Below are 26,999 nucleotides of genomic sequence, written 5' to 3'. Positions count from 1 at the left end.
TAAAGTTAAAACAAAAAAAGACCGTGGGCATCCACAGTCTTTTCAGGTTTTAATATTCTTAGTGATCTACCTGTATAAGGTAAAGTGACCTACATATTGCTGCATGCTTTTATCATTTGCATTGACCACGTACCAGTAGTCACCGGTAGGAACTTCATCCCCTTCATATGTACCGTCCCATTCCGATACCTGGTCCAGGATGGCCACTACCCTTCCGTAGCGGTCAAAGATCTTCACCTCCAGGTTAGGGAACAGTTCCCGGTTCATCGGGGACCAGACATCATTCATCAGGTCTCCGTCTGGCGTAAAGTGTTTAGGCATTTGCAGAACGCCGGTAAAATCAAAAGCCATAGTTACAAGCGCCTCACAGCCGCGTGCATCAACCACCCTGATAGTAACATTAGTATCCTCATTAGAATAAAAGATATTATCGGCACCATACGCTTCGCCCTGGAAATAATAGCTATAATTACCAAATCCTCCCCGGGCTGTTGCAGTAATTTCATTGACGCCGGTCTTTTCGGCCTCGAGGGTAAGCGGTTCGTAAGACTCGATCTCGAATTCTGTGTAGGTCGAACAACCATTCTCATGATATACATACACAATATGCTCTCCTGGCGCCAGGTCACCCCAGGTATTTTCAGTGCCCGCCTCTGCAGTCACTGCGTCTGTTGGATCTTCAGGGTCCAGGGCAAAGAGCAGTTGTGACCAGTCTGAGTCATCCTCCATACTGATCGTGACCGTGGAATTCGGGAAAATACCTTCACAGCCGTATTCTACCAACGGCACAGGGTTCAGGTCTACTCCAACCTCAACCGGTACAATTACATTGGTCTCACAACCCATAGAATCTCTCACAAAGATCACATAGGTTTCTCCCCCGTTGAGATCACCCCAGTATTGCTGGGGATTTGGAGCAAAATCGCCGGGATCTGATGAATTCAACGCGAATTCATACGGGGGAGTTCCACCTGTAACGTCAAGGGTAACACTCCCGTCGCCGTCACCTAAACAGGTCTCAGGTTCAGAGGCGGCAATAGCTACCAAAATAGCCTCCGGTTCGGTCACCTGTATGGTCCTGGTGATAGTACATCCCAGGTCGTCCTGTATAATTACTTCATACGTTCTTGGTGCAAGGTCCGTAAACGTTTTCCTGTTCGGGAAGGCGGGGTCATCTCCTTCAAAGAATTCGCTCAGCTGGTCAGCGATAGAATACCGGATCTTACCCGTTCCCCCGCTGGCTTCTATAGTGATCTGCCCGTCTACATCACCCGAACAACTTACCGGGACCACTTCCAGCGATTCCAGTACCAATGGCGGTGGTTCACTGATGGTAATCGGGGTAGAAATGGCAGAACAACCGCCACTCTGTGCATAAACATAATAGGTTCCCGGTCCGAGTTCCCTGAAAATACCTGATGCCTGGGCCGATCGTTCCGTATTAAGCGCTGTGGGCGAAGGCGGGGTATTGGAATTCAGCAGGGTATATACGTAGTTCCCTATTCCTCCAAAAGCTTCGGACCTGATGATTCCCGTCGCTTCCCCTGCACAATTAATAGTGGCATTAGTAAGGTCTAAGGAAATCACCAACGGTGCAGCCGGATCCAGTGATATCTGGTTAGATTTCTCAAAAGGACACCCGTTGGAGTTCTGCACATCGTACTGGAATGGTCCGGGGTCTACCGTGATATCCTCGGAGATCTGCACGGAAGTAGCGGTAGGATCCAGCGGATCCAGGGGCAGGAATGGATCTGTTGTTCCGGAACGCCTGTAAAAGTAACTCACTCCCGCTTCCGGGTTTGCCACCGTCAACTCCATGAGTCCATCATCCCCACAACCGGGAGGCTGCAGTTCCACCAGTTCAGCTATCACTACTTCGGGATCTTGAATCGTAATAACAGCAGTGGTAAACTGGCAATCCCAGCCGTCGAATAAAGTAATGGTATAATCCCCGGAAGACAGGTTGTTGAAGCTGGTTGTAGTCTGCAGACCACTGTTGGTACCCTCGGTCAGCCTGTTCAGCTGGTAAAGATAATTCCCTGCTCCCTGTCCGCCGGTAATATCAAAGGCCTCGATAACACCGTTATTGTCATTATTACACTGCAACGGGGCCACAACCCTGATGTCTGCATAAATTGGAGCCGGGGGTAAAAGCTCAATGGTGCTGGTGGCAATACAACCTTCTGCATCACGAACATCAACGGTGTATATTCCTGCTGAAAGCCCGGTAAAACTGACATTAGTACTGGGGAAGTCCTGTACGATACTGCCATCAGGGGCCTGTACCCTGAATTCATAGAATTCCCATCCACCCGTTCCCGAGGCAAAGATCTCGCCATGACCGGGGTCAGCACAGGTAACCTCAGCGGTTTGCTGCAGGTTAACAGCCAACGGGGCATCCGGTTGCCTTACCGTGGTACTGTTACTTACCACATCACAATAAGGGGCATCCAGGGCTTCCACGTATACCACCAGGTTCCCGGCGGGCAGACCTGTAATTATTTCCGGGTTTGCCACGGGGTTATTGGTGTCAAAAGAGCCCGTTACTCCTGTCGAGGTTTCCACCCCGCTGTTATCCCGGGTAAATACTTCGTAATTATAGATACCGGAATAATTATCGACCTGCAGGCTGATAGCCCCGTCTGTTCCGTTAAAACAGGTTACGGGCTCGGCCTCGGCAATTGTCGCAACGATATTATTATATTCAGGTACGTTGACCACCGGGGTAAGATAGGTACAACCTCCACTGCCCACATCGGTCACGGCGAAGATGTAATCTCCCGGGGTACTGATATCCCAGACTACGCGGTCTGAACCTCCAGAGCTCTGGATGGGTTCTGAGCCTATCGGCAGGATCTCAACATCGTAATTTCCTGGTCCCTGGGCTATGATAATTTCAATATTTCCCGGGTTCACTCCACTCCCACTGGCGTCACAGCTGATAGGGTTCACGTTAAAACTGAAGTCGAGCCCGGAAGGCGGATCCAGGGTTATAGTTTCTGTTTGTTCACAGCCATTCTGATCCCTTGCCGTAATGATTATGGTCTGGGAGGAGCCATTATCTACAACTTCGAACTGGTTACTGGTCTGGAAATTGGAACCGTCAAATTCAGGGGTACCGTCATTCATACTATAAGTATACGGAGCCGTACCCGTATTGATACCGCTGCCATCCCCGTTTGTATCTGTAAAGGCCGTGATGGTCGCTGTACTGAAGCGGTTACTGCTCGGATCACAGGTAAAATCGGTATGCTCAGTATTCAGCTGTAAGATACTGGGCTCACTGATGGTGACATCCGCAGAACGGTCTGTACATCCCCGGTCAGAGATCACCTCTACCTGGTATGTTCCGGGTGAGAGATTGTCAAACAGGGAAGACGACTGTGATCCCCGAATAATATTTGTGGTCGATCCGTCATATAGGACATAACTGAAGGGTCCGTCTGTGGCCGTGGCCGGTAAAAGCTCCACGTTAATGTACCCATCATTCGCTCCAAAGCAACTGATATCTCCCTTGGGAGTTGCACCTATTTCCGGGGAATCCACGATAGTGACCTCTACGGAAGTAGTATCGGAGCAAAGTGGCGTGGTATTGGAATCCAGGTCAGTTACCAGGATATTATAGGTTCCGGGACTGATATTGGTAAATACGTTATCGTTAAGCTGTACCACGGTAGGATTAATTCCGTCGTCCAGTTCAAACCTGAAGTTACCACTACCCCCACTCGTATTCACTGTGATGATCCCGTCTCCCGCGTTACAGGTCGGTTCGGTTGAGGCATTGGCGCTGATCGCAAAGAAATCGAATACCTGTGCGATAACCGTATTGGTACAGCCATTGCCATCCCTGACGACAATGGTATAGTCGCCGGGGTTGGGTACCAGGAAATTAGGACTATCCTGGAAACCACCCCCTATATCGTATTGATAAGTTTCTTCCGGCAAGCCGCTTCCCGTAGATAATGGGGAAGTTACGTTCACCGTATAATTACTCTGGGCAGAACACTGGTTCACAACATCTACCTGAGGGTCAGGAACTCCTGCCGTTTCTGTAACCTGTACAGTGGTATAGCTTACACAACCTGAAGCATCCTGGACGTAAAAATTGTAATCTGCCGGGAAAGGACCTGCTATTTCGAAGGTGGTATCGGTGGTGAAGACCACGGGAGCAGGATCACCTGCGGGTACGTATGCAAAGCTGTAAGGCCCGTTTCCTCCATTCCCACGGACAGTTACCAGGGCACCCACATTACAGTTAGCGGGCTCATTGTTATCTACTACCAGTGCAGGAATATTCTGTGTAATAGAGACCAGGGTACTGGCATTACACTGGGTATTATTATCCTGTACCAGGATCTGGTAATTCCCCGGAGGCAGGTTACTGAATGAGTCAGTATAAGGTATAGCAACATTATTCACTACCGTCGGACCACTGACAATTGCACCGGTATCCGTATCCTGCAACTGCAGGGTGAGGTCTGCCGGCGAAGGGAGACCGTCAATCTCAAAGCTTATGCTTCCATTCCCCCCCGGTTCACAGGACGCCGTGGTGGCTGTTGCAGTCACTGCAATAGGAGAAGGACCATCTATCGGGTCTATCTGCTCTATATAGACACAACCCAAAGCATCGTGTACTTCCACAAAATATGTAACTCCATAGTCGATCTGCCCGGTAAAATCATGTGTGTCGGCATCGACATTCGGGGCAGTTTGCGGCTGGCCTACGAGACCGATGGTGTAAGGTGCGGTTCCTCCTACAATATCTACTTCATAGGTAAAGGTCATTGTACAATCCTGTGGGTCTGTGGTATTCACAGGGATAAGGTCTATCTGGTTCTGGCTCACACTCACCATGTCCCTGTCTTCACAACCGCTGGCATCAGTTGTAATCACTGTATAGGTACCCGGGGCCACATTGGGGAAATTCACGTTATCCGCTGCCATAGGACCGGCAACTGCTACGGTATTTCCGTTGATATCGGTAAGGGTAAATGTATACTGTGCATTTCCGTTCAGCACGTTATTAACATCAATAGAACCTTCCACACTACCCGCGGAACAAACCGCATCATTTGCAGTTACATTCGCATCGATCGGGCTGCTGCTACTGACGGTAGCACTTAGCAGCGGGCTGGCGCACCCCCTGCTGTCACGTATCATGAAATCATTATAGGTTCCCGGGGCATAACCCGAAAAAATAGGCTGTGAGCCAAAGGTTACCCCACCGTCAGAACTATATTCATAAGGCGGAACACCCTGGCTGGTATCAGGAATCAGTTCTACAATCCCGTTGTTCTGCCCGCAACTCGTATCGGTTACCAGGGTGCTACCGGCAATGGATTCGGGCGGCGAGATAGTTACCACGTTGGTCTCCGTCGTACATCCCCTGGTATCGGTAACCTCGAACTGGAAAGTAGTATCGCTAAGGATGCTTCCGTCATTAGGAATGTCATAGACGAAGGAATTTCCACTTATAGGGAAGGCACTGGCGGAATAAGCACCACCGTCAATTCGTACCTCGTAGCTCACGTAATCATTTCCGGAATGGTAGCCGTTACTGATGTTGACCCTGATCTGGGCCGAGGGGCCTCCACAGGTCAATTCTCTGATCGTAGTGGCACTGGCGGTCATTTCCGGGGCAATCGTGACCCAAACCAGGTCCTGGCAATCATTGGTGTCACTTACTTCGAACCGGTAGGTACCCGGAGTTAAACCAGTAAAGGTACTGGCCGCGTCCCATGCACCACCGTTCACACGGAATTCGTACGGCCCTGCCCCACCCGTAGCGTCCAGAGCAATGCTGGCCGCATCAAAATTGTCATAACAATAATCAGAACCGGCGGCATTCACACTCAGAACCGGTGCCGCCAGGGCAGTCAGGGAAAAACTATCTGTCTGGGTACAACCATTAGCATCTGTTACGCTTACCTGGTAAACCCCGCTCTGGCTCAGGTCAGAGAAGGTATTACTGTTTTGTGGGCCCCGCACGGATCCGTTGGGTTGGGTTACCGTATATTTATTACCACCCCATCCCCCGGAGGTATTAATGCTTACCCCTCCCCGGTTATTATTCTGGCAGTTCATCGGGCTCACGTTAAGATTTGTGATGGTAAAGGCCGAGGCGGGCTCCTGGATCACCAGGGTAGCGGTATCGGTACAATTGGTATCCTCATCGGTCACCAATATATCGTAGCTCCCGGCGCTTAAACCGGTAACGGTGATAATTCCACCGCTCTCACCAACAACCGGGAGTCCTCCATCAATAACATAGCTGTAAGTGCCGTCAAAACCATCGACTAAGAACCTTCCTTCACCGTCCGCATCGCCAACGCAGGTAACCACCTTGGTGGCCTGGGCCTGGACAGATATGGAGCTGATGTCGGTAATAGCATAAGCTTCGGTATAAGAACAGCCCTCGTCATCGGTCACCCGGAAGGTATACGTTCCCAGTCCAAGTCCGCTGAATACATTGTTATTGCCATTATTCGTGGCATTCGCAGCAGGTGCGATGATCTCGTAGGTAAAGGGAGAAGTACCACCGGTAACAGCAACATTTACTGATGCCGTATTTGTAATACAATCAATATTGGATATGGAAAAGGCCATATCCGTCGGTTTATCCAGGTTATTGAAGGTAATAGGACTTAAACTTCGTACGCAACCATTGGCATCCCTGATCCTGGGGGTATAGCTTCCTGTACCCAGGTTGCTGAAGACAGGGTTGCTGCTGAAGCCTGCCCCAACACTAAACTGGTAAGGTGAAGTTCCACCGCTAACTCCTGAAAACGATATCTGGCCTCCATTTTCATCCAGGCAGCTGGGTTCGGAATCGGCGCTGGCTGTCCCGTTGATGGCGGTTGGAGCACTGATCACTTCGGTACTCACCGGAGTGGTACAGCTAAATGCTCCCTGCTGGTAACGGATAAGCACCAGGTAAGAGCCAGGTGCAAGTCCGTTAAATATATTGTTGTTCTGGTACGATGCCCCGTTGTTGATACTATAGGTCATCTGATAACCATAACCGTTACTGACATTAAAACTGATCCGTCCGTCATTACTGCTGCCACAGGTAGCGTCATCGGAAGATACCGTATAGACGGGCGGAGGAAGGTCTTCTACGTCTATATTCGCAGTCTTGCTACACCCGTTGGAATCTTCTACCAATATATTATAGGTGCCGGCCGAGGTAACCGTGAAGACCGTACTGTTATTATACGTGGAACTGAAACTGCTGCCTCCGTCCAGGCTGTAGCGGTAAGGAGCTGTCCCTCCCGAGGTCTCAATACTGACGTCAACGGAAGAAGCACCACAGCCAAAACTGTCAGACGCGGTCGCAGATACGGCTAACGGACTTATCCCGTTCCCGATCCGGATGGGATCATTATTAACATCCGTGGTGATCAGCTCGTTACATTTATTGGTCACGATCCTTACGCTGTAAGTACCCGGGCTTACATTATCAAAACTGTAAGAAGAGGCAGAATTAGGACCAAAGGTGTCCACTGTAACCCCGTTCTTGATCAGCCTGTAGGTAAAGAACCCTGGCACCCCGGAGACATTCACATCTATACTGCCCAACTCCCCGCTGCACAGAATATCATTTGCAGTAACGGAAGCACTCATGTCAAGACTTGCCACCGTTACCGTATTAGATGGAAATAAACATGCAGTACTTGAAACATTCTTTAACCGCACCCATACCTTATAGTCTCCGGCTGAGGTAATATCAAAATAAGGGGTGTCCTGGTAAGGTCCGGCACTGTCATTCAGGCTGTATTCATATCCTGCCGGCACATTGGTGACCTCTACTCTCCCGGGATTTCCGCATATAATATCTTCTTTGATCAACTGGGGATCAAGAGGGTTCAGGGTGGATTTAAAATAATAATATTGTCCTCCGTCTACGCGGACCCGGAATTCCCCGGAAGAATCCAGGTTGTAGGTAGACCCGTTTCCGACAGTATCGTAACAGCTGCTGTCTGTATTAGCACAATCGGCCATGACAGAAGTGGCACAGCGGTTACTATCCAGTTTCTGCCATTCGTAGCTGCTTCCGCTCTGGTTAAGGCTGATGGTCCTGACATCACTGGTACCGCAAAGGAAGAATTTGGCCAGGGTGCTACCATCATTGGGGCAATTGACCTCTTCATCCGCGTTCTGGATGATCGTGGCGTAAAAGGAAGGCAGAAGTGTTTCTGTATTCTCGGATCCAGCAAGATCCGGTGAGTGGGCAGAACTACTGCTGGCATGGGCAGTAAGCTCTGTGTAGGCATTCCGGTCCCCGATTATGGGATCCGGGTTACCTGGATGGTTTCCGGCAAAAGCAAATGCCAATGACATCAGAGTCAGTACAATGGCAATTACGTCCCGTTTTGAGTTACTTGGGAGCATAGGTTAGTAGGTGTTTTCAAAGAATAGGCAGATTTGGGATCAGGTTATTCTTCAGAGTATTATTTTAAACTTATATTTTCGTTAGTTTTATGCCATTCATCTCTATTATTATATATTTTAACGATTCGCTATGAAAAAAAGTATCCACATAATGTGCCTTTTCGTTGTACTGACACAAATTTCTTGTGGTCAGGATCCTGAAAACGAGGTAAATAATGCGAAAATAACTCCGTTTGAAGCAGAGCTGTTGGTCGATGGCCTACAGATTCCATGGGGCCTGGCGTTTCTGCCGGACGGCGCTATGCTGATCACTGAAAAATCGGGAGAGCTGATCCATTTTAAAAATGGAAAGAAAACCATGGTCTCTAACGTGCCCCCGGTCTACAATCGGGGTCAAGGAGGATTGCTGGATGTGGCAGTACACCCGGATTATATACAGAACGGGTGGTTATATCTCTCCTTTGCCTCGGAAGAAGGACCTGAAAAAGGAGGGAATACAGCGATCATAAGAGCAAAACTTGATAATATGGCTCTTGTCAATATTGAAAAATTATACAAAGCCACTCCTAATACAACCAAAGGACAACATTTTGGATCGCGTTTCGCATTCGATAAAGAGGGATACTTATATTTTTCTATCGGAGAACGGGGAGACAGGGATACCAATCCACAGGATCTTAGCAGGGATGGCGGAAAAATTTACCGTATTCATGACGACGGAAGGATTCCGGAAGACAACCCTTTTATCGGACAGGAAGACGCGGTAAAAGCCGCCTATACCTACGGCAACAGGAATCCCCAGGGAATGGCAAGACATCCGCAGACCGGGGAGATCTGGATACACGAACACGGCCCGAGAGGCGGAGACGAGATCAATATCGTAAAGAAGGGAAATAACTATGGCTGGCCTGTAATTACCTACGGGATCAACTACAGCGGCACCCCAATAACGGATAAAACTGAAATGGAAGGTATGACCCAACCCATCCATTACTGGGTACCTTCTATAGCCCCAAGCGGGATGACTTTTGTAACCAGCGACAAATACCGTGGCTGGAAGGGTAGCCTGTTAGTAGGGTCGCTCTCCTTCCAGTACCTTGAGCGACTGGCCCTGGACGGGACGAAGGTAACCCAGCGCGAAAAATTGATGACCGACATCGGCAGGGTTAGAAATGTAGTAGAAGGCCCAGACGGAATCATCTATGTAGCGGTGGAAGGGAAAGGTATTTACCGTTTAAACCCGGTTAAATAATCCATGAAAATATTTCTGCCCATCTATATATTCCTGGTGGGTGCTATTGCGTTGCACCTATTCCAGGATAAGGAATTACAAGCCAGTATGGAACGCGGAAAAGAGATCTACCAGGATTTCTGTGTTACCTGCCATTTACCATCCGGGGAAGGGGTGGCCAACACTTTTCCACCGCTCGCCGGTTCAGATTACCTCCTGGAAAAACGGGAATCCAGCATCCGGGCTGTCAAATTCGGGCAGCAGGGTGAGATCGTCGTCAATGGGGTAACCTACGACAACATGATGATGAACATGGGGCTGGAAGATGAAGAAGTGGCCGATGTCTTAAACTACATCCTGCACAGCTGGGGAAATGAAGGGGGTGCTATGGTAACCGTTGAAGAAGTCAGCGCGGTAAGCCAGTAAATTACTTACCGTAGGCTTCCATTGCTTTCTGAACCGAGCCGTATTTCTTTAGCACATCCTGGGCTTCCTGGTAATCCAGGTGCAGCCCTTCCATGAGATACCTGGTACCACGATCTACAAGTTTGTTATTGCTCAGCTGCATATTCACCATTTTGTTTCCTTTCACACGGCCTATCCTGATCATGAGCGCTGTAGAGATCATATTAAGGGCAAGCTTCTGGGAAGTTCCGCTTTTCATCCGTGTACTCCCGGTTACAAATTCGGGTCCCACGTTGATCTCAATAGGGATATCCACGGCCTGGGCCAAAGGAGAACCAGGGTTATTCGTAATCCCCGCGGTCAGCAGTCCTTTTTCCTTCGCTGATCTTACACCCCCAAGAACGTACGGTGTAGTACCTGAAGCCGCGATCCCCACCACGGTATCCAGTGCTGTGATCTCATGAGCCTCTAAATCTTTCCACGCCTGTTCTGTATCATCTTCTGCATTCTCCACTGCTTTCCTGATGGCCCCGTCACCGCCTGCGATCAGCCCGATCACACGGTTGTGCGGCATCCCATAGGTTGGTGGTATTTCTGATGCATCAAGGATTCCCAGTCTCCCACTGGTACCGGCCCCGATGTAAAATAATCTCCCCCCCTGGTAAAAGCGTTCTTCAAGGCCATCGACCAATTCGGTGATACGGGGTATGACCAGGGCAACGGCATCGGCTACTTTGCGGTCTTCCCGGTTCATGTTTGCAAGGATATCTGCAGTATCCATTTGTTCCAAATGCTCGTAATGAGACGGTGATTCGGTGATTTTTTGGTACTCTGACATATTAAAGCAGGTGTATTTCGTGTTTTCTGAACATATTGAGCAGGTTATTTTCCGGTTCCAGCTCAGTGATCATTGTGTTAATAGCATTTATATTGCAGGTCTTGTAGCGGTGTTGCGAATTCAGCTTTTCCGAGATGCATAAAAGTACCGTTTTTTTAGACGCTTGTATCACTCCTTTTTTGACCTGGACGATGTCCCAGTCAAACTCCGTCAGCCCATGCAGTGCATCCACGTACCCCGTCCCGATGAAACCATAATCCACCCGGATCTCGGACAACTGGTGTATAGCACTGGCGCCGACAGATATCTGGGCTTCACGGGAGATAGTTCCTCCCAGGAAGATCACTTCTATATTGGGCTTGGTCAACAGCTGTAAAGCCACCGGGAGACTCAGGGTGAAACAGGTGAGGTGCAGCTGCCTGGGGATCTGCCGGGCTAACTCCAGGCAGGTCGTTCCCCCATCGATAAAGATCACGGCCCCGTCTCTCAGTAATCCCGTGGCTTTCTGGGCAATAATACTTTTTTCATTGAGCGCGTAGATCTTGGAATGGTCTGCAGTTGGATCGGTAAATCCCATGGAGATCGCGCCGCCGTGAACCTTCCGCAACTTGTTCTCTGCATCGAGTTCCTTGACGTCCCTGCGGATCGTATCCACGGAGACATCCAGCATCTCTGCAATATCGGAAAGCAACACGCGGTTATGAAGCTCTACTTCGTTTAGGATCTTTAATTGTCTCTCTTCTTTCAGCATATCGGGGCAAAGATAACAAAATATTCATTCTGCCGTTTTTTGTCGCTTTAATATCTTTAAGACATAAATAGAGCAAGTTACTGCAATAAAAACAGCAAAAAGCTGCAACATTATCGAATTATTTTTATCTTTGCAGTTCACTTTAAACCCTTTACGTCATGGCCGATTTGCAAACCAGACCCCGTATTCCCGGGTATCCCACAGCTGAGGAATCCCGGAAATTTGAAAAGATAGACACCCATATCCACGACAATTCTCAAGAAGCTTCTTTCTACGTGGCTAATGAAATAGCCGAATTGATCCGCCAACGTCAGAAACAGGGCAAGAACGTGGTACTGGGACTGGCTACTGGCTCAACTCCTACTAAAATGTATGATTTCCTGGTGAAATTCCACAAAGAAGAAGGACTGAGCTTTAAGAATGTGATCACATTTAACCTGGATGAATACTATCCAATGGAGCCGGATTCTATCCACAGTTATGTCCGTTTTATGAACGAACATTTATTTGATCATATCGACATCAAGAAATCGAATGTTCATATCCCTGACGGCACCCTGGACAAGGAGGATGTGCGGGAGTTCTGCGAGGCATACGAGAAGAAGATCAAAGAGGCAGGCGGTATCGATATACAGGTGCTAGGGATAGGCCGGACAGGACATGTGGGATTCAACGAACCCGGGTCTTCCATTAACAGTAAGACACGGATGGTAAGACTGGACAGGGTGACGCGCCTGGATGCTGCCAGTGATTTCTTCGGGCTCGAAAATGTTCCCTCTAAAGCGATCACCATGGGGGTGGGCACTATTATGAGTGCAAAACGTATTGTCCTGATGGCCTGGGGAGAAGGTAAATCAGATATCATCAGGCAGGCCGTGGAAGGTGAGATCAGGGAATCGGTTCCGGCTACTTTCCTGCAACACCATAATAATTGTGATTTTATCCTGGATCACGCTGCCGCTTCCTCCCTGACCCGGCTGAGCACTCCATGGCTGGTCAGCGAGTGTGAGTGGGATGACAACCTGATCAAAAAGGCCACTATCTGGCTTTCTCATAAACTGGACAAGGCTATCCTGAAACTGACCAATGAAGATTATAATGAATACGGGATGGGGAACCTGGTTGCAGAGATCGGTTCTGCGGAAGATATCAACCTCAGGGTGTTTAACCAGTTACAAAGTACCATTACCGGGTGGCCGGGAGGTAAACCAAATGCGGACGACAGCAGGCGGCCCGAGCGCAAAGATCCGTACCCGAAACGGTCCCTGGTATTCAGTCCCCACCCGGATGACGATGTGATCTCTATGGGTGGAACCCTATTGCGGCTGGTAGACCAGGGACATGATGTCCATGTAGCCTACCAGACCTCCGGGAATATCGCGGTCTTTGACGATGAAGTGATCCGGTTCCTGGATTTCGCCACGGATATTCAGGAACAGAACGAAACCCTGAAGAAACAATTCAGGGAGGTCCGGGAATTCCTCAGCAGCAAGACCCCGGGACAGGTAGACAGTCCCGAGATCCAGAGGTTCAAAGGCCTGATCAGGAAAGGAGAAGCGCTGGCAGCCTGTCGTTATTGCGGTGTTAAAGAAGCCAATGCGCACTTCCAGAACCTGCCTTTCTACGAAACAGGTACCGTTAAGAAAAAACCACATTCGGAAGAAGACATCCAGATTACTTATGACCTGCTGCAAAAGATAAAACCTCACCAGATCTTTGCCGCCGGGGACCTCTCCGATCCCCATGGTACCCACCGGGTCTGCCTGCAGGTGATCTATGCAGCCCTGGACCGATTAGTTAAGGAAGAGGCCGACTGGATCTCTGATTGCTATGTCTGGCTCTACCGCGGGGCCTGGCAGGAATGGGATATTGCGGATATGGAAATGGCTATCCCAATTGGTCCAAAAGATATGGAGCGAAAAAAGAATGCCATCTTTAAGCACCAGTCCCAGAAAGACAGCGCCATGTTCCCCGGTAATGATGAACGCGAATTCTGGCAAAGAGCAGAACAGCGGAACAAGGAAACAGCGAGGAAATACAATGCCCTGGGACTTGCAGAATACGAAGCCATGGAAGGGTTTGTCAGGTATCATTTCCAATAATCCCTGATTAAAGAATAGAAGAATTAAATATCTTCACCACCCAAATCCATCCATTTTATGAGACCAACCATTGGCTTACTATTGGTATTCTTAGTGGCTTCTTGTGGAGTATTCCGGAACACCTCCCCTGCCCCCAAACGGGAATTCAGGGGAGTCTGGATTGCCACGGTGGCCAATATCGACTGGCCAAAAGATCCAAATGCCCCATGGGAAACCCAGCAAGAGGAATTTATCCGGATCCTTGATTTCTATAAAAACCTGAATTTCAACGCTGTCATTGTCCAGGTAAGGACAGCCGGGGATGCCTTTTACCCTACAGACCTGGCCCCCTGGTCTCGATACCTTACCGGTAAAGAAGGTAAGGCTCCTACTACCACGGATCCCCTTGAATGGATGGTAAAGACATCTCATGAAAAAGGGATGGAGTTCCATGCCTGGCTTAATCCCTACCGGGCAACAATGAGCCTGGATACCGTTTCCCTCGCGGAAGAGCACGACCTGAAGAAGCACCCGGAATGGATGCTGCCATATGGGAATAAATATTATTACAACCCGGGTTTACCTGAAGTACAGGAAAAACTAACTGCCATTATGGAAGAAATTGTACTGAATTACCCGGTAGATGCCATTCATTTTGACGACTATTTCTACCCTTACAAGATCAGCGGCGAAAAATTCAATGATTCTACGGCCTTCCGGGAGTACGCCAGGCCGGGCCAGTCTATCGATGACTGGCGGAGGAGTAACGTTGATTCATTGGTCAAAAAGATCCATGTGGCTATCAAGAAACACAAGCCATGGGTACAATTTGGAATCAGCCCGTTCGGGGTCTGGAAAAACAAAGACACTGACCCAAGGGGTTCGGATACCAAAGCCGGGCAGACAACTTACGAAGACCTGTATGCTGATCCCCTCTTGTGGATGGAACAAGGCTGGATAGACTACCTGATCCCCCAGGTTTACTGGAGTATGGATTATGAACCGGCCTCCCACAGGAAGATCGTCAGCTGGTGGTCAGAAAATAAAAGCACGGCCAACCTGTATATAGGTAACGGGGCCTATAAGGTTAAGAACAATCCTGACAAGGCATGGGATCAGAAAGATGAACTCCGGCAACAGGTAGAATTCGCCCGGAATAGCGGCGGGATTCAGGGTAATGCCTATTTCAGCGCCAAATCCCTTATGAATGCGGAAAAAGAGGTGGTAAACACATTTGAAAAAGGGTTATACCCCCTGCCTGCGCTGACGCCTGTCAGCCCCCTGTCTTCTTCCTTCCCGGCCGTCACTCCTGATCTGCTCGAGTACAGTATCTCCGGGGGTTCCGTAGATTTTACTATATCTCCCGCGGAGGCTGCCAACTGGGATTATGCCCTCGTCTACAAGGCCCGGAAAAAGAATGCAAAACTTCCTGCAGACCCCAAAAATCTCCTGGCGAAGATCAGGATAAATGAAGACAACCGCTTTCAACTGACCGGAGATCTTATCCGGAACAGGAAAAAGATTTTCGTCAGCTTTTTGGATCGCTATGGAAAAGAAAGCCATCCTATTTTTCTACATTTAGACCAAAGTCGACAACATGATTCAAAAAGATAAACGGGCATGGGCCTGGGTCCCAACCCTTTATTTCACCCAAGGCATCCCCTATATCCTGATCGTAACCGTATCGGTCACCATGTATAAACGCTTAGACATATCTAACGCGGATATAGGATTGTACACTAGCTGGCTGTACTTGCCATGGGTCCTCAAACCCCTATGGAGCCCCTTTGTTGACCTCAGGAGTACCAAACGAACCTGGTTCCTGGCTATGCAATTAGTCATTGCCCTTGCGTTGCTGGGGGTCGGCCTCACTCTTCCCACCAACCAGTTCTTTATCACCACCCTTGCCTGCTTCTGGGTTGCTGCATTTGCATCCGCCACTAATGATATTGCTGCTGACGGATATTATATGATCGGCCTGACCCAAAAGAAACAGTCTTTTTTTGTGGGGATCCGGAGTACTTTTTACAGGCTTGCCATGGTCACAGGGAGCGGACTGATCGTAGTCCTGGCAGGCTTCCTGGAAGAACAGCTAGGTGATAATACCCGTGCTTGGTCTATCACCATGGTGTCCGCATCGGTCCTTATGCTGCTGTTAACGATCACCAATTTCTTTGTCACGCCGAAATTTGAAGCGTCGGACCCCAACCGGGAAAAGCCGAAAGATTTCATGGAAGTGTTTGTTTCCTTCTTTAAAAAACCACAGATCGGGCTGGCCCTGGGCTTTATCCTGTGTTACCGCCTGGGGGAATCCCAATTGGTTAAAATGGCCCAGCCATTCTTGCTGGATGGCTCAGAGGACGGCGGACTGGGGCTATCTACCAAGGCCATCGGCATCATCTACGGGACAATCGGGGTTATCATGTTATCCCTCGGAGGAATTCTTGGAGGTATCCTTATCTCCAGGGATGGGTTGCGGAAATGGATGTTGCCCATGGTGCTATCCCTGAATGCCCCTAATATCCTATACGCCATACTTGCTGTCACACAGACCACGAACATGGGCGCTATCGTAGCAACGGTCGTCCTGGAACAATTTGGATACGGCTTTGGTTTCGCCGCATTCCTTATTTACCTGATCTATATAGCGGATGGCAACTCTAAAACTTCCCACTATGCCATTGCCACGGGATTTATGGCCCTGGGGATGATGCTACCCGGGATGATCAGCGGATATATACAGGAATGGTTAGGTTATGCGGGATTCTTTATCTGGGTGGTGATCGCAGCACTCCCTGCATTACTGATGCTCAGATTCCTGAAATATCCCGATGATTACGGGAAAAAATCCAACGAATAACTGCACTATGCCATACAATTCAGTATCCCCGGAACAATTAAGCACCACCCAGAAGGTCGGGCAATTATTTATGCCTGCCGCCTTTATCAATGATACGGAGGAAGAAATCCGGAAACTGGAGAATCTGATCCACAACCAGTACATTGGCGGGATCTGCTTTTTTCACAGCCGGGCCAGTGCCGCGACTAACTTTGAAGGAGCTAAAAAGATTGAATATAATAAAGAAAGCTTAGCTGTATTAAGACAGCTGATACTTCGCTACCAGGCTGCAGCGCCTGTCCCGCTCCTGATCAGCATAGACGCCGAATGGGGCCTGGCTATGCGAATAGAAGACACCCCCCAATACCCTTATGCCATTACCCTTGGAGCGATCCAGGGAAAGGAAGATCTTCTTTTCAGAGTCGGAAAGGCGGTTGGGGAAGATTGTATAAACCAGGGCATTCACTGGAATTTTGCACCGGTTGCGGATGTCAATTGCAATCCGGAGAATCCGGTTATCGGCTACCGGTCCTTCGGCGAGGATGCCGAACTGGTAGCCCGTAAGTCGGTCGCTTTTAACCAGGGCCTGCAAGCCGGTGGAGTTCTGACGTCAGCAAAGCATTTTCCCGGTCACGGGGATACTGCTACGGATTCCCACCTGGGCCTGCCCCTGATCACGGCCGACAGGGAACTGCTCGGGAAGCGAGAATTTCCGCCATTTCGCGCCCTGATCGAAGCCGGGGTAGATTCGGTTATGGTGGGCCACCTTTCGGTACCTGTCCTGGATCCGGCAGAAAAAACTCCGGCTACCATCTCACCCCTGATCATCAAAGATATTTTACGGGAGCAGCTGGGGTTTAAAGGAGTGGTTGTATCAGACGCCCTTAACATGCATGCGGTTTCAAGTCTTTTCCCGGAAAAAGGTGGCCTGGAATACGCTGCCTTTAACGCAGGTAATGATGTATTGTGTTTTACAGAGCATGTGCAAGAAGGTATAGAAATGATCCTGGAAAAAGCCGACACCGGGGTAATTGAGGAAGCATTTAACAGGGTATGGGAGCTTAAATCCCGTGCAATTGACAAACAGCCGGAATCTTTCTCGGAACCGGCAGATCCATACAGCCTGAACAAGGAATTAGCCCAGGCAAGTCTTACCTGCCTGTTCGAAGATCCCGGGTTAAAAAAAGAATTGCAGCAGGGAGATTTTGAGTGCTTTGCGATTTCAAAAATCGCTGCTCCTGCCTTTTTCACAGAGATCGGGGCTGATATGTCCGAAATAATGCATATTGACCCGACTACTAATAACCCGGATGCAAGACTTGGTAAAACGAAAAAACCATTGGTCATAGGGCTGTTTCCTCCCAAAGTTAAACCTGCCAATAATTTTGATATCAGCAGCGAAGTCCTGGCTTTGTTAGATCAACTGTTTCGCGATCGCGAGGTCGTGTTGTATCTATTCGGAAATCCCTACGTACTGGACCTACTGGATCTTCAGGCAGCAAAGACAGTAGTAGTAGCCTACCAGGATATGCTGCCTTTCCAGCAGCAAGCGGCCCTGTATTTCCTGGGAAAAACCCAGGCTCCCGGAAGGCTCCCGGTAACCTTGAAAAATCACAGCATATGACACAATATAAAGTACTTGGAATGATGTCCGGGACCTCCCTGGATGGCCTGGATCTTGCTTACTGCCATATCAGCAGGGAAGAGAATGGCTGGCAGCACCAGATAAAAGCACATAAAAGCATTCCCTATACGGCTGAGTGGCGACAAAGGTTAAAAGATTCCATCCAGTTACCGGCCACGGAACTGCTGAGACTGCACCATGAATACGGATCCTGGCTTGGAAAGAGAGCCAGGGAATTTGCCTCGGAAAATGGACTGGAGATCGATCTCATTGCCAGTCATGGGCATACCTCGCACCACCAGCCACAAGCTGGTTACACCTTCCAGTTAGGCTATGGCCAGAATGTAGCTCACGCCAGTGGTTTGAGAACTGTAGCTGATTTTCGTTCCCAGGATGTGGTGCTGGGGGGGCAAGGCGCGCCCCTGGTTCCTATAGGAGATAGGGTGTTCTTTGGCGATTACGAATTCTGCCTCAACCTTGGAGGCATCAGTAATATCTCCTTTGAGAAAAACGGGAAAAGGGTGGCTTACGATATCGGCCTTGCCAATATGGTACTTAACCATATCGTTGGGAAGATCGGAATGGACTACGATAAAGACGGTGCCCTGGCCCGAAAGGGTGTTTTACAAAAAGATCTATTGACAGCATTGAATAACCTGCCGTACTACAGCCAGCCCATGCCTAAATCCACGGGATACGAATGGTTCCTGGAGGAGGTTGTTCCCCTTATTGAAAACAACGATTACCCGGTGGAAGACCTGCTCCACACTTCGGTGCACCACATCTGCCAGCAGGTAGCTATAGCGATACAACAACACGCTGAAAAAACCAGCTCCCGGGTTCTTGTAACAGGCGGTGGAGCTTTTAATCCCTTTCTTACCGAAACGCTGAAGGAAATGCTGGCAGATCTGGCAGAAGTCGTCATCCCGGATCGTACCCTGGTCGAATTTAAGGAAGCTCTTGTTTTCGCCCTCATGGGCGCAATGCGTTGCGAGGGAGAGAAGAACGTGCTATGTTCCGTCACCGGCGCTCAAAAAGACTCGAGCAGCGGCGTAATCTATGAACCCTGATTAATTTACAGGCTATCGGCCCGGGTTTGTAAAAAGCATTTTAAGCACTATTCGTTTCGGCTCAAATCCTTATTTTTGGACCAAAATTATAGCAGATGCTGATCATTGGAATCGCGGGAGGAACAGGTTGCGGAAAGACAACCGTTGTCAATCAGATCATTGAAGAATTACCGGACAAGGAGGTCAGTGTAATATCCCAGGATTCTTACTATAACGATCTGTCACATCTTTCTTTCGAAGAACGGGGAAAGATCAATTTTGACCACCCCAAGGCAATCGACTTCAAATTACTGGGAGAGCACCTCACCCAGCTCCGTGCGGGAAAATCCATTCAACAACCGGTATATTCCTTTGCCTCGCATAACAGGACAGGTCAGACCGTGCATACCCCCCCGAGCAAGGTGATGATCGTGGAAGGGATTCTTATCCTGACCCACCCCGAGATCCGGGAAATGTTTGATATAAAGATTTTTGTTCATGCCGATTCTGATGAGCGTCTCATCAGGAGATTAAAAAGGGATATCAATGAACGCGGCAGGGATATAGACGAGGTCCTGTACCGGTACCAGACTACCCTGAAACCTATGCATGACCAGTTCATAGAACCCACTAAGGAACACGCCGATATTATTATACCGAATAATAAATACAACACGGTTGCCGTTGACATCGTGAGAACTATTATAATCGAAAAACTGCTGTGAAACTGAAAGATCTAAAAAAGAAGAAATGGTTTGGGATCGTAAGTAACATGTACGTTTTGATCCTCACTGTATTCTTGATCTGGATGCTTTTTTTCGACACCAATTCCCTGCTTATCCATTTAGAGCTGAGAAAGGAGATCCGCAAGCTCGAAAAGCAACAGGAATTCCTCAGGCAGGAAATTGCCAAGGATAAAGAGATCATCGAAAAACTTTCAGATCCCAAGGAAATTGAGAAATTCGCCCGGGAACAGTATTACCTCAAAAAGAAAAACGAGGAAATCTATCTTATAGAATACGAAGACAGCATTAAAGACCAACCCTAATGGAAAAGACAAAATTGCACTTTGACTTCGCCCCGGTTACTGCCAAGGAATGGAAGCAGAAGATCCAGGTAGACCTGAAAGGTGCAGATTATACCGAAACCCTGGTTTGGGAATCGCCGGAAGGTATTAAGGTAAAACCGTTTTACCATCATGAAGACACAGGTCACGAATCCTTTTCTGCGGCAAAGTGCCCCCAGCCCTGGTACCTTGGAGAATTAATCAACGCTGATGATGCCGGGACCGCAAATTCCAAAGCCTTAGACATACTTAAAAAGGGGACAGAGACGCTGATCTTCAAAGTTTCTTCTGAAGCTGTATCACCGGGAATCCTGCTTGCGGGGATTGACCTGGAAAGAGTTAAGGTTCATTTCTTCTTCGGATTCCTATCGAGAGCCTATCTGGATACTGTGGCAAAGGTGGCACCAGAAAACCCTGCGGGAATCTATTTTCATTCAGATATCATAGGGAACCTGGCCCGGACCGGGAACTGGTTTAAAGATCAGCAACAGGACCATGAAAGCTGGGATGAGATCCTGCAGCAATTCTCGGGGAAACAAAGTTTTCACACTTACAGTGTGGATATGGCGCTTTACCAGAATGCAGGAGCCAATAATGTGCAACAACTCGCTTACGGGCTGGCACATATTAGCGAGTACTTCAACCATAACGAGGGTAAAAACCTGGGGCAGGCAGTCTTTCGTGTGGCGGTAGGCTCTGATTATTTTTTCGAGATCGCTAAACTAAGGGCGTTACGATTATTGTATGCCACCCTGGCTAAAGAATTCGGGTTTAAGCCCGAGTGTCATATCCTTGCCGTACCAACCCGGAGAAATAAGACGCTCTATGACTATAATACGAATATGCTGCGTACCACGACCGAGTGCATGAGTGCCGTGCTCGGGAATGCCGATACCGTAGTGAATTTACCCTATGATAGCTTGTACCACGAACCCAATGAATTCGGGGATCGTATTGCCCGTAACCAGTTGCTTTTACTAAAAGAGGAAAGTCACCTGGACAAAGTATCCAATCCTGCTGAAGGCAGTTATTACATAGAAACGATCACCAGGCAACTGGCTGAAAAAGCCCTGCAACTCTTTAAACAGATCGAAGCCGGGGGCGGTTTCCTGGCTCAATTAAAAAATCATAATATCCAGAAAAAGATCAGGGAAAATGCTAAAAAAGAGCAGCTGGCTTTTGAGCGGGGAGAAAAAATACTGGTAGGAACCAATAAATACGAGAATCCTGAAGACAAGATGAAACATAACCTGGAAATTGACCCCTTCAGGAATCCCAGGCCAAGGAAAACGTGGATAGAACCGATATTAGAAAAGAGACTCGCAGCAGGATCCGAAAAAAAGCGACTGGAAGATGAGTAGAAGAGACATACAGCACCTGAGCATAGAACATAACCGCGAGAACAGCGCTGAAGCGGCTAAGTCGCAGCAGGCCTATATGTCTGCAGAAGGTATTGCCATTAAACCATGCTACAATGAAGCAGACCTGCAGGGCCTTCAGCATCTGGACTTCGCAGCGGGAATCCCTCCTTATCTAAGAGGACCTTACGCTACCATGTATGTTCAGCGTCCCTGGACCATTCGACAGTATGCAGGCTTCAGTACAGCGGAAGAAAGCAACGCGTTTTACCGCAGAAACATGGCTGCCGGCCAAAAAGGACTATCAGTGGCATTTGACCTGCCCACTCACAGGGGATATGACAGCGACCATCCCCGCGTAGTAGGAGACGTTGGGAAAGCTGGTGTAGCGATAGACACTGTCGAGGATATGAAAATCCTGTTTGAAGGATTGCCCCTGGATAAGATCTCTGTTTCCATGACCATGAACGGGGCCGTGATCCCGGTCATGGCCTTCTATATTGTTGCTGCCATGGAACAGGGGGTTTCTCCCGAACAGCTGGCAGGGACCATACAGAATGATATCCTCAAGGAATTCATGGTCAGGAATACCTATATCTACCCTCCCACCCCTTCCATGCAACTGGTTGCAGATATATTTGAATATACCAGTAAGGCGATGCCGCGATTTAACAGTATCAGTATATCCGGCTACCATATGCACGAAGCCGGTGCCCCGGCCGATATGGAACTGGCCTATACCCTGGCTGATGGGCTTGAGTACGTCAGGACAGGACTGGAAGCCGGCCTGGATATCGATAATTTTGCCCCACGATTATCCTTTTTCTGGGGTATTGGGATGCATCACTTTATGGAAGTTGCCAAACTCAGGGCTGCCAGGTTGCTCTGGGCACAGCAGATGCAACAGTTTAATCCTAAAAACCCAAAATCCCTGGCCTTGCGCACGCACAGCCAGACCAGCGGATGGAGTTTAACCGAACAGGATCCTTTTAATAATGTGGCACGGACCACTATTGAGGCTGCAGCGGCCGTATTTGGAGGAACCCAGAGCCTGCACACTAACGCACTTGATGAGGCCATTGCATTGCCCAGCGAGTTCTCGGCCCGTATTGCAAGGAATACCCAGATATTCCTGCAACAGGAGACCGGGATGACCAGGACAGTGGATCCCTGGGCGGGAAGTTATTTTGTTGAATCGCTCACGGATGAACTCTGTAAGAAAGCGAAAGTCCTGATGGACGAGGTAGCTGAACTCGGGGGAATGACCAAAGCCATTGAAGCAGGTATTCCGAAAATGAGAATAGAGGAAGCAGCGGCCCGGAAGCAGGCAAAGATTGACAGCAAACAGGAATGCATTGTAGGGGTCAATAAATACCGGCAGGCCGAGGAGGATGAACTACAGATCCTGGAGGTAGATAACCAGGAGGTGCGCAGGAAACAACTGCAGCGGTTAGATACTATCAAGAAGCAACGGAATAAGGAGGAAGTAAAAAAAGCTCTGGAACGGCTCACGGAGGCGGCACGACAAAAGCAGGAGCAACCCAAGGCATCAGCCACTGCGGACTGGAAATCTGTGAACCTGCTGGCACTTGCCGTAGAGGCTGCAAAAGCCCGGGCCACCCTCGGAGAGATCAGCGATGCGCTGGAAGCGGCCTATGGCCGTCATACCGCAGAAGTTAAAACGTTTACTGGAGTATATTCTAAAGAAATGGCAGAAGACGAAGGATTTAAAAAAGCCCGCGAATTATCGGATCGATTCGCCGAATCGGAAGGCCGCCGCCCGAGAATACTGGTCGCTAAGATGGGACAGGACGGACATGACAGGGGTGCAAAAGTAATTGCTACAGGTTACGCAGACCTGGGCTTCGACGTAGACATAGGCCCACTTTTCCAGACCCCTGCCGAAGTGGCGCGGCAAGCAGTTGAAAACGATGTGCATATCCTGGGAATTTCATCTCTCGCCGGGGGACACAAGACCCTGGTGCCGGAACTGATCGGGGAGTTGAAGAAATACGGCCGCGAGGATATCATGGTGATCGTAGGCGGTGTGATCCCGAAACAGGATTACCCATATCTTAAGGAAGCAGGTGCCATTTCCGTATTCGGACCGGGCACCAGGATAAGCGAAGCAGCCATAGAAATCCTTGAGAAATTACTTACACAACGGGATTGAGTCTGACCAGCTGCTTTTACTGCAGTAAGCATGCAGTTAAGGCCTTATGGCAGGTATAGTTATTCACTTACTGTTAACAAATTACATTTTTTGTCAAGCTAATTAATCGTATTTTTAACCCCTAACTTGTACGAACATGGGCAAGATCATTGCTATAGCCAACCAGAAAGGTGGAGTAGGTAAAACCACCACCACAGTGAACCTTGCAGCTTCGCTCGGGGTATTAGAACAGAAAGTATTGATCATCGATGCCGATCCCCAGGCAAATGCCACATCAGGACTAGGTATAGACGTAGATGAAGTAGAACTGGGCACCTACCAGTTGATGGAGCACACCAAAACTGCAGAAGAAACGATCATCCAGACCTCTTCTCCCAATGTAGACCTTATCCCGTCGCATATAGACCTGGTAGCGATTGAAATAGAATTGGTCGACAAGGATGACCGGGAGGATATGATGAAAAAGGCCATCGGCCAGCTGAGGGAACAATACGATTATATACTGATCGATTGTGCGCCTTCCCTGGGGTTACTAACCCTGAATGCACTTACAGCGGCAGACGCCGTGATCATCCCCATCCAATGCGAATATTTTGCCCTGGAAGGCCTCGGGAAACTGTTGAACACCATTAAAAGTGTGCAAAGGATCCATAACCCGGACCTCGATATTGAAGGCATGGTCCTGACGATGTACGATTCGCGCCTGCGCCTCTCTAACCAGGTAGTGGAAGAGGTGAAAAAGCATTTCGGGGACATGGTTTTTGATACCATCATCCAGAGGAATGTTAGATTGGGAGAGGCCCCAAGTTACGGGGAATCGATCATAAAGTATGATGCTGCCAGTAAAGGAGCGACGAATTACCTGAACATGGCCAGCGAACTCTTGAAGAAAAACAAGGAGAAAGTATAATGGCGAAGGCAATCAAGAAACAAGCGTTAGGCAGGGGACTTTCCGCACTGCTGAAAGACCCTGAAAACGACATAAAGTCAGTATCTGATAAGAATGCCGACCAGTTGGTTGGGAATATCGTGGAATTGGAATTGGACAGTATAGAGGTGAACCCTTTCCAGCCTCGTTCTAATTTCAACGATGAAGCCCTGGAAGAACTGGCTTCTTCTATCAAAGAGCTGGGACTTATACAACCGATCACGGTAAGGAAACTGGATTTTAACACTTACCAGCTGGTATCCGGGGAACGAAGGTACCGTGCCTCCAAAATGATAGGGCTGGAAACTATCCCTGCCTATATCAGGATAGCCAATGACCAGGAGTCCCTGGAAATGGCGCTGGTTGAAAACATCCAGCGACAGGACCTTGACCCTATCGAGATCGCACTCTCCTACCAGCGCCTTATGGAGGAGATACAGCTCACCCAGGAAAAATTGAGTGAAAGGGTGGGTAAAAAACGCTCTACCATTACTAATTACCTCAGACTACTTAGGCTAGACCCCATCATCCAAACCGGGATGCGCGATGGTTTTATTTCCATGGGTCACGGTCGTGCCCTGGTCAACGTAGAGAAGAAAGAGGACCAGATAGACATTTACGAAAAGATCGTTGGTCAAAACCTTTCCGTAAGGGATACAGAAAAACTGGTGCAGACCTATCACGAGGGAGGTACTAAAAAAGAATCGCCCTCTAAGGAACAAAAATCCCTTCCGGCCTTTGCCAAAGAAAGTGTAAAGGACTTACAAAATGCCCTGGAGACCGATGTACAGGTAAAAGCATCGGAGCGTGGTAAAGGTAAGATCACTATATCTTTTGGTTCTAAAGATGAATTTGAGCGATTAAAAAAATTACTCACAGGTGCCTAAGAATCTACTGTTTTTCTGCCTGGTGATGATTCTGGGGCTTCCCATGCACGCGCAGGAAGTACAACCCGGAGAGACCGAGCAGGACACTATAGTAGACAGAAGCAACCCGGAGGTAGTTGTGAAGGCAGACCGGGTTAAAAAGAAAGCTATAAATCCTCTGGCACCAAGTAAAGCAGCTTTTTATTCTGCTGTATTACCCGGACTGGGCCAGATCTACAACCAACGTTACTGGAAAGTACCGATCGTATTCGGAGCTATTGGTACGGGGGTTTACGCCTATATCTACAACGATGATCTATATGATCGTTTCCGTGATGCTTTCAAGCGAAGAAGAGCAGGCTTTACCGATGATGAGTTTTACGACATCAATAATTCCGGAGTCGTACCTGGGAGTCCGGACCTTTCCGATGAGGCCTTGCAGGATGCACAGGAACGTTACCAGAGAGACAGGGATCTGGCGCTGGTGATCACCATCGGACTCTATGCGCTGAACATCATCGATGCCAATGTTGATGCCCACCTGAAACAATTTAACGTGGATGAAGATCTGAGTCTTGAGCTCAAACCTTACCTGGAATATCATCCCATTAATTCCGACCCTAACTACGGGCTGGCTATTACCATCAAATTATAGACTATGAAGATCGCCTTGTTCGGCTACGGCAAAATGGGAAAAATGATCGAAGACATTGCTGTGGAACGCGGCCACGAGATTGTCGCCAGGGTAGACCAGGCAGGTCTCTCTATTGACTACAGTAATATGGATGTCGCCATTGATTTTAGCATGCCCGATGCAGCCTTTGATAACATTACCGGTTGTTTCAGGAATGGGGTGCCCGTAATTTCAGGTACCACAGGCTGGTTACAACGCTACGAGGAGGCCGTTCGGATCTGCAGGGAAACCAGGAGTGGATTCATCTATGCTTCTAACTTCAGCCTTGGAGTGAATATATTTTTCGAGCTTAATAAGTACCTGGCCGGAATGATGAGCCAGTTAGAGGAATACAAGGTAGAGATGGAGGAGATCCATCATACCCAGAAACTCGACGCCCCCAGTGGGACTGCTATCACCCTGGCCGAAGGGATCATTGAACAGGGCAACTACAAGGAGTGGAAACTTGATGAAGAAGGGAAAGCGATCGTTCCTATTTATTCCAAACGGGAAGGAACCGTGCCCGGAACACATACAGTAACTTACAAAAGTTCTGTAGATTCGCTGGAAATAAAACATACCGCCCATAACCGGGAAGGATTTGCGCTGGGTGCCGTGGTTGCTGCGGAATGGATCGTGGGAAAGACGGGTGTCTACAGCATGAAAGATGTACTGAACCTTAAATAATTTAATTATCTCAACGGACCTCACGCAGGACCGGCAGTA

18 protein-coding genes are annotated in these 26,999 nt (G+C 48.8%); 15 read left to right on the top strand and 3 right to left on the bottom strand.

Features of this window, described 5'->3' with window-relative positions; genetic code table 11:
- Positions 1-66: 66 nt before the first annotated feature.
- Positions 67-8,391 carry a T9SS type B sorting domain-containing protein gene (locus CLV82_RS13815; protein WP_133644932.1) on the bottom strand — a complete coding sequence of 2,775 codons (8,325 nt, stop codon included), beginning with the start codon at positions 8,389-8,391 and terminating at the stop codon, positions 67-69.
- A 130-nt stretch (positions 8,392-8,521) separates the two neighbouring features.
- Here CLV82_RS13815 and CLV82_RS13810 point away from each other — a divergent pair, with 130 nt between their 5' ends.
- Both CLV82_RS13810 and CLV82_RS13805 read left to right on the top strand, forming a co-directional pair.
- Positions 8,522-9,643, top strand: a complete 1,122-nt coding sequence (locus CLV82_RS13810; protein WP_133644931.1) for a PQQ-dependent sugar dehydrogenase — start codon at positions 8,522-8,524, stop codon at positions 9,641-9,643.
- A gap of 3 nt (positions 9,644-9,646) precedes the next feature.
- Positions 9,647-10,048 (top strand): c-type cytochrome, encoded by a 402-nt coding sequence (locus CLV82_RS13805; RefSeq protein ID WP_208107996.1) that lies wholly within the window; start codon positions 9,647-9,649, stop codon positions 10,046-10,048.
- 1 nt (position 10,049) lies between these two features.
- Here CLV82_RS13805 and CLV82_RS13800 read toward each other — a convergent pair whose 3' ends face one another.
- Positions 10,050-10,865 (bottom strand): N-acetylmuramic acid 6-phosphate etherase, encoded by an 816-nt coding sequence (locus CLV82_RS13800; RefSeq protein WP_133644930.1) that lies wholly within the window; start codon positions 10,863-10,865, stop codon positions 10,050-10,052.
- A gap of 1 nt (position 10,866) precedes the next feature.
- Positions 10,867-11,616, bottom strand: a complete 750-nt coding sequence (locus tag CLV82_RS13795) for a DeoR/GlpR family DNA-binding transcription regulator (RefSeq protein WP_133644929.1) — start codon at positions 11,614-11,616, stop codon at positions 10,867-10,869.
- 158 nt (positions 11,617-11,774) lie between these two features.
- Here CLV82_RS13795 and nagB point away from each other — a divergent pair, with 158 nt between their 5' ends.
- From nagB to dapB, 13 genes are all read left to right on the top strand, one after another.
- A complete protein-coding gene (nagB, locus tag CLV82_RS13790) occupies positions 11,775-13,718 on the top strand; it encodes a glucosamine-6-phosphate deaminase (protein WP_133644928.1) in 1,944 nt (647 codons plus the stop codon).
- A 57-nt stretch (positions 13,719-13,775) separates the two neighbouring features.
- Positions 13,776-15,311 (top strand): glycoside hydrolase family 10 protein, encoded by a 1,536-nt coding sequence (locus tag CLV82_RS13785; RefSeq protein WP_133644927.1) that lies wholly within the window; start codon positions 13,776-13,778, stop codon positions 15,309-15,311.
- Positions 15,295-16,557: an MFS transporter gene (locus CLV82_RS13780; protein ID WP_133644926.1), complete on the top strand. Its 1,263-nt coding sequence runs from the start codon at positions 15,295-15,297 to the stop codon at positions 16,555-16,557. The genes CLV82_RS13785 and CLV82_RS13780 overlap by 17 nt, the downstream gene beginning before the upstream one ends.
- Positions 16,558-16,564: 7 nt before the next feature.
- Positions 16,565-18,160: a glycoside hydrolase family 3 protein gene (locus tag CLV82_RS13775; RefSeq protein ID WP_133644925.1), complete on the top strand. Its 1,596-nt coding sequence runs from the start codon at positions 16,565-16,567 to the stop codon at positions 18,158-18,160.
- On the top strand, positions 18,157-19,230 hold the full coding sequence (locus tag CLV82_RS13770; RefSeq protein ID WP_133644924.1) for an anhydro-N-acetylmuramic acid kinase: 1,074 nt from the start codon (positions 18,157-18,159) through the stop codon (positions 19,228-19,230). The genes CLV82_RS13775 and CLV82_RS13770 overlap by 4 nt, the downstream gene beginning before the upstream one ends.
- A gap of 95 nt (positions 19,231-19,325) precedes the next feature.
- Entirely contained in the window at positions 19,326-19,934 is a 609-nt protein-coding gene (udk, locus tag CLV82_RS13765; RefSeq protein ID WP_133644923.1) for a uridine kinase, read from the top strand.
- Positions 19,931-20,257, top strand: coding sequence for an FtsB family cell division protein (locus tag CLV82_RS13760; protein ID WP_133644922.1), 327 nt, complete (start codon positions 19,931-19,933; stop codon positions 20,255-20,257). The genes udk and CLV82_RS13760 overlap by 4 nt, the downstream gene beginning before the upstream one ends.
- Positions 20,257-21,636, top strand: coding sequence for a methylmalonyl-CoA mutase subunit beta (locus CLV82_RS13755; protein WP_133644921.1), 1,380 nt, complete (start codon positions 20,257-20,259; stop codon positions 21,634-21,636). Before CLV82_RS13760 ends, CLV82_RS13755 begins: the two co-directional genes overlap by 1 nt.
- Positions 21,629-23,806, top strand: a complete 2,178-nt coding sequence (gene scpA, locus CLV82_RS13750; protein ID WP_133644920.1) for a methylmalonyl-CoA mutase — start codon at positions 21,629-21,631, stop codon at positions 23,804-23,806. Before CLV82_RS13755 ends, scpA begins: the two co-directional genes overlap by 8 nt.
- Positions 23,807-23,942: 136 nt before the next feature.
- Entirely contained in the window at positions 23,943-24,716 is a 774-nt protein-coding gene (locus CLV82_RS13745; RefSeq protein ID WP_133644919.1) for a ParA family protein, read from the top strand.
- Positions 24,716-25,621 (top strand): ParB/RepB/Spo0J family partition protein, encoded by a 906-nt coding sequence (locus CLV82_RS13740; protein WP_133644918.1) that lies wholly within the window; start codon positions 24,716-24,718, stop codon positions 25,619-25,621. Before CLV82_RS13745 ends, CLV82_RS13740 begins: the two co-directional genes overlap by 1 nt.
- The gene (locus CLV82_RS13735) at positions 25,614-26,255 is read left to right on the top strand and encodes a DUF5683 domain-containing protein (RefSeq protein ID WP_373073568.1); all 642 of its coding nucleotides are present in this window, start codon (positions 25,614-25,616) and stop codon (positions 26,253-26,255) included. Before CLV82_RS13740 ends, CLV82_RS13735 begins: the two co-directional genes overlap by 8 nt.
- 3 nt (positions 26,256-26,258) lie before the next feature.
- Positions 26,259-26,960, top strand: coding sequence for a 4-hydroxy-tetrahydrodipicolinate reductase (gene dapB / locus CLV82_RS13730; RefSeq protein WP_133644917.1), 702 nt, complete (start codon positions 26,259-26,261; stop codon positions 26,958-26,960).
- Positions 26,961-26,999 lie beyond the last annotated feature (39 nt).

The sequence above is a fragment of the Zeaxanthinibacter enoshimensis genome (genome assembly GCF_004362865.1).
Taxonomy (GTDB): Bacteria; Bacteroidota; Bacteroidia; order Flavobacteriales; family Flavobacteriaceae; genus Zeaxanthinibacter; species Zeaxanthinibacter enoshimensis.
The sequence above is the reverse complement of the archived record's forward strand: the minus strand, read 5'-3'. Positions and strand labels throughout refer to the sequence as shown.

What these genes read in the sequence shown, in the direction of transcription:
- CLV82_RS13745 (WP_133644919.1), top strand. Translation starts at nt 23,943, where the DNA reads ATGGGCAAGATCATTGCTATAGCCAACCAGAAAGGTGGAGTAGGTAAA.
- udk (WP_133644923.1), top strand. Translation starts at nt 19,326, where the DNA reads ATGCTGATCATTGGAATCGCGGGAGGAACAGGTTGCGGAAAGACAACC.
- CLV82_RS13770 (WP_133644924.1), top strand. Translation starts at nt 18,157, where the DNA reads ATGACACAATATAAAGTACTTGGAATGATGTCCGGGACCTCCCTGGAT.
- CLV82_RS13805 (WP_208107996.1), top strand. Translation starts at nt 9,647, where the DNA reads ATGAAAATATTTCTGCCCATCTATATATTCCTGGTGGGTGCTATTGCG.
- CLV82_RS13785 (WP_133644927.1), top strand. Translation starts at nt 13,776, where the DNA reads ATGAGACCAACCATTGGCTTACTATTGGTATTCTTAGTGGCTTCTTGT.
- CLV82_RS13740 (WP_133644918.1), top strand. Translation starts at nt 24,716, where the DNA reads ATGGCGAAGGCAATCAAGAAACAAGCGTTAGGCAGGGGACTTTCCGCA.
- CLV82_RS13800 (WP_133644930.1), bottom strand. Translation starts at nt 10,865, where the DNA reads ATGTCAGAGTACCAAAAAATCACCGAATCACCGTCTCATTACGAGCAT.
- dapB (WP_133644917.1), top strand. Translation starts at nt 26,259, where the DNA reads ATGAAGATCGCCTTGTTCGGCTACGGCAAAATGGGAAAAATGATCGAA.
- CLV82_RS13795 (WP_133644929.1), bottom strand. Translation starts at nt 11,616, where the DNA reads ATGCTGAAAGAAGAGAGACAATTAAAGATCCTAAACGAAGTAGAGCTT.
- CLV82_RS13810 (WP_133644931.1), top strand. Translation starts at nt 8,522, where the DNA reads ATGAAAAAAAGTATCCACATAATGTGCCTTTTCGTTGTACTGACACAA.
- CLV82_RS13780 (WP_133644926.1), top strand. Translation starts at nt 15,295, where the DNA reads ATGATTCAAAAAGATAAACGGGCATGGGCCTGGGTCCCAACCCTTTAT.
- scpA (WP_133644920.1), top strand. Translation starts at nt 21,629, where the DNA reads ATGAGTAGAAGAGACATACAGCACCTGAGCATAGAACATAACCGCGAG.
- CLV82_RS13815 (WP_133644932.1), bottom strand. Translation starts at nt 8,391, where the DNA reads ATGCTCCCAAGTAACTCAAAACGGGACGTAATTGCCATTGTACTGACT.
- nagB (WP_133644928.1), top strand. Translation starts at nt 11,775, where the DNA reads ATGGCCGATTTGCAAACCAGACCCCGTATTCCCGGGTATCCCACAGCT.
- CLV82_RS13755 (WP_133644921.1), top strand. Translation starts at nt 20,257, where the DNA reads ATGGAAAAGACAAAATTGCACTTTGACTTCGCCCCGGTTACTGCCAAG.
- CLV82_RS13775 (WP_133644925.1), top strand. Translation starts at nt 16,565, where the DNA reads ATGCCATACAATTCAGTATCCCCGGAACAATTAAGCACCACCCAGAAG.